At 36.7% G+C, this 3949-nt stretch carries 5 protein-coding genes and 1 tRNA gene; all 6 read left to right on the top strand.

Annotation, left to right across the window (positions count from 1 at the left end; all coding sequences use genetic code 11):
- Positions 1-438 precede the first annotated feature (438 nt).
- The 6 genes from AW17_RS23070 (at position 439) to AW17_RS23095 (ending at position 3694) form a co-directional block, all read left to right on the top strand.
- Positions 439-711, top strand: a complete 273-nt coding sequence (locus AW17_RS23070; RefSeq protein WP_029280650.1) for a hypothetical protein — start codon at positions 439-441, stop codon at positions 709-711.
- Positions 712-760: 49 nt separating this feature from the next.
- Complete coding sequence (locus tag AW17_RS23075) at positions 761-1525, top strand: MBL fold metallo-hydrolase (RefSeq protein WP_029280652.1); 765 nt, start codon at positions 761-763, stop codon at positions 1523-1525.
- 45 nt (positions 1526-1570) lie between these two features.
- Positions 1571-1654 (top strand) — tRNA-Leu (locus AW17_RS23080).
- Between the two features lie 565 nt (positions 1655-2219).
- Positions 2220-2777 (top strand): hypothetical protein, encoded by a 558-nt coding sequence (locus AW17_RS23085; protein WP_029280654.1) that lies wholly within the window; start codon positions 2220-2222, stop codon positions 2775-2777.
- The gene (locus AW17_RS23090; RefSeq protein WP_029280656.1) at positions 2764-3105 is read left to right on the top strand and encodes a type II toxin-antitoxin system PemK/MazF family toxin; all 342 of its coding nucleotides are present in this window, start codon (positions 2764-2766) and stop codon (positions 3103-3105) included. Before AW17_RS23085 ends, AW17_RS23090 begins: the two co-directional genes overlap by 14 nt.
- Positions 3106-3412: 307 nt before the next feature.
- Positions 3413-3694, top strand: a complete 282-nt coding sequence (locus tag AW17_RS23095) for a hypothetical protein (protein ID WP_167343716.1) — start codon at positions 3413-3415, stop codon at positions 3692-3694.
- Positions 3695-3949: the final 255 nt, after the last annotated feature.

Consider the following 3949-nt stretch of genomic DNA (forward strand, 5'->3'; position numbering starts at 1 on the left):
CGGCACTTCGTTTAATCAGTTTTTGTTTGTGTTTTCTTTGGGCTGATTGAGCCCTCCGAGGTTTGTGTTCAATTTTCGTAACATTTTGAAGCAGCGTTTATGAACACAAAACCACTGCGTTTAAGGTTTGGTAGTGCTATTTTTTCTTTTGTGCAACTGGTTTTTTGATTTCTCCGCCACTTGGGATTGACGACGTTCTTCGGTAAAACCTATGGTTTATTAACGTAAGCTAGCAAAGCGCCTAACCCAGGTTCGATAAAACAGGAACGGGCACGATTCCCGAAATTGTTCAGGATGAGTAAAGCAGATGGCAGGGCTTCGTAACCGATTGATCCAGAGCCCTGATTTTCTAAATGTTTTAGAAGTGAACATAGTGGTTGATAAATTTTTCATCATGTGTTTATGAATGCTGCGCAGATTTATCTAAGTTTGTTTCCAATGTCATTGCCACTAACAAACCATACTTTAGAGAAATTAGAAACCCTGCTTTTTGCTATGGGCTATAAGGTTCGTTATGAGAAAGGGAACTTTAAAACGGGTTCTTGCCTGCTCGAGCACAATAAGGTTGTTGTGGTAAACAAATTTTCAAATCTGGAAGGAAAAATTGCGGCATTGGTTGCTTTGGTTAAGCAAACCAATACAGACGAAAACCTGCTAGAAGAAAAACAGCGCCAATTCTACCTATCCTTACAGCAAACCGAATTATTTTAATGAAGATACAACTCCAGCATTACAATTATAGAAAGGAAAGTTTAAGGAGATGAAGGTTACTTTTTTAGGTACTGGTACATCACAAGGCGTTCCTGTAATTGCTTGTAATTGTGAAGTTTGTTTATCTGCTGATAAAAGAGATAACCGCTTACGGACTTCGATATTAATTGAAACAGCTGATAAAACCATCGTGGTAGATAGTGGGCCTGATTTCCGTTACCAGCTTTTACGCGAAAAAGTAAAAGATCTGGATGCGGTGTTGTTTACACACGAACACAAAGACCACATTGCTGGTTTAGATGATATTAGGCCATTTAATTACCTGCTGCATAAGGTAATTGATGTTTATGCGACAGATAGGGTTCAAGCGGCTTTAAAAAGAGAGTTCTATTACATTTTTGCTGAAACTAAATACCATGGTTTGCCACAGATTAATTTACATACGGTAACCAATGGCGAAGATTTTAAAATTGGCGAAAGTACAATTATTCCTTTTGAAGTGATGCACCACTTGTTGCCCATTACAGGGTACAGAATTGGCGATTTTACGTACATCACGGATGCTAAAACCATATCGGAACCAAGTTTTGAGAAAATAAAAGGCACTAAAGTGTTGGTGCTTAATGCTTTGCAAAAAGAACCGCATATTTCTCATTTTACTTTAAGCGAGGCCATTGCCTTTGCGGAAAGGGTAGGTGCTGAAACCACTTACCTAACACACATCAGTCATAATTTGGGTAAACATGCTGATGTGGAAAAAGACTTGCCAGCGCATATTCGATTGGCTTACGATGGTTTAAAAATTGAATTGTAAATCATTGTTTCTGAAATCCAAAATTAAATTATATTTGCAGCACAAACCCAGGTGGCGAAATTGGTAGACGCACCAGCTTGAGGGGCTGGCGCCTGTATGGGTGTGGGAGTTCGAATCTCCTCTTGGGTACTTTTAAACAAAAAAACGCTTTGAAAACAGATGTTTTCAAAGCGTTTTTTTGTTTTGGTATACATTTGAATATACAAAATAAAAGCTACATTCAAATATGACTGGCACCTGCAGTGGGTTGGGGCGGTTGGGAGTTATGAACTATATGTTAGTAAATTCGTAACGATATACACGTATCATTATCAATTTTTTTAAATTGGGGAGCGAGACCCAATACGAAAAATGTAAAAATCACAAACGTAACTAATTTGTTACAATTATGCTTAATACTAAATATTTTAGCGAAAAAATGTCTTTAAATCAAAATTTACAGCTTTCCGTAAAATGAATATTATTTATACTGTTAGTGAATGAATAAAAGCAGCAATAGCAGTAGCGGTAGCTATTGCACAAGAAAAACCAAACCCATACATTAGACGTTAATTAAGCGAAGGCGCAAGAAAGGGAATATGTTCTAAAGACATGTTTTTTGTACAACAAGGTTTTGTTCAGAAAAAAATCCTACTTTTGCACCCCGGTTTATTAAAGATAAAGTGTTCCTCAAAAAAATTGCTCTCATTAAGTCATGACATCGTTTTCTATCGATAATCAAGAACATGAATTGAACAAAGTCATTGGTGACTTTGATGCTTCAATAAAAAAAACAAAGCTTTACTTTGGTCTTGTTGGATATAAAATTGCTATGCCATTTATTTTAGGCAAATTCTCTATTCGCTTAAGGTTTCAAAGAGCTGATTTAAATAGGACTGTAAAATCTTTATTAGTTGATCTTGAAAAATTTGAAGAAAGAGATAAGATGGAGCTAGAATTAGATTTTCTACACATGTATGAAGATTATTCGGATACTGTCCTTCCATTGGCAAAAAGTCTTCAAAAAAAATCGAACAAATCTTTTTTCTTGAATTTGGTAATTAACCAAATTGAAAAGCTGCATGCCGAATTAAAATATTCATCTGAAAAAATCACCTCTCTCGTATATCCTAACACTATAGATCCAGCAACTAACACAGAATTGTTCAAAGAATTAATTGACTGTTATAAGAGTGTCGATCTATCAGACTGGAAACAGGAAGATAGAGTTAAGAATAACTCTAAAGTAGCAGTTAAGCATGGCGGTCTATAAACGAGGAGATGTAGTCAAAGTTTATTATCCCTACGAAGAAGATCCAATGCGAACCAGCGTTAGATCGGCAGTTGTTGTTGAGGATGAAGTTGACAACGAATGTATCGTTATAAAGTGTACAGGAACTGAAAGATCTCATGAAAAAGAAATATGCATTAAGCCTGGCAGTAAAGCTTTTAAAATGATGAGGCTGACAAAAGAAACCTACTTAAGAGTTGAATACGAGATACCACTACATAAAAAATTTATTATCAGACTTGAGGGCAAATGTCCATCAGAAACAATGGATGAAATAGATGCAATAAGAAATGATATCGATATAATTTAAGCCACCCACCAAGTGGCTTTTAATTTTTATAACTTTTGCTATATTGCATTATGGGAAATCAACTACCAATATCCGAAGGCCTGGAGACTTATCACAGGGTCAAAAGATTGCGGAGCCCGATACGGAACTCCGTTGTGATTTCTGCAAGGAAGTCGGCTTAGATACCCATGACGAAGATCATTGTGGTAATGAAGTATTATAAAATACCTGTTGACCATAGAACAGTTACCCATGATATTATTGTTGACGAAAAAGAATTTGAAGCTTTGTAAAAAACATATAAAGTCAGTAGTTTACTGTTTTATTGGTGTTTACTAAAAAGAGCAAGTCTACCGAAGCACACATGCGCGAATTAAAGATTATCGATAAGGAAACTAATAAAGCCTTTCAGATATTTAATTTTGAACATATCGAAACGCCCACAGGCAATGTCATGACCATCATTTACGATAATATTACGATAGGTAAAGGCAATGATTTTCTGATCTCCAATCAGATCGGCAGGGTTGTCGGATACCTTAACGTGAATTTTAATATAAAGAACAAACAGTTTGTTCTAAATCCGGAACCGGTTGCAGAAGGGTTGTAAAGCAATAAAAAACGATTCAAATGTCAAAATATCCCTGCTGATCGGTACAACCGCACTTTGAACATTTTAAAGTGCGGTTTTTTTATGGTGCGCCGGGCATGGCAATCGACTATAGGGTTAGAGTCCCGAACACGCTTTGCAGTAGGAAGTGCTAGCTAGAGACAAGGGTGTCGTGGGCGACTGCGAATCTGAAGGAAGTCCGAGGCAAATATGGGGGCTTACGAACAGAAACTGTATACGAGGCGGATTTAGTCC

The sequence above is a fragment of the Pedobacter borealis DSM 19626 genome, from assembly GCF_000708285.2.
Taxonomy (GTDB): Bacteria; Bacteroidota; Bacteroidia; order Sphingobacteriales; family Sphingobacteriaceae; genus Pedobacter; species Pedobacter borealis.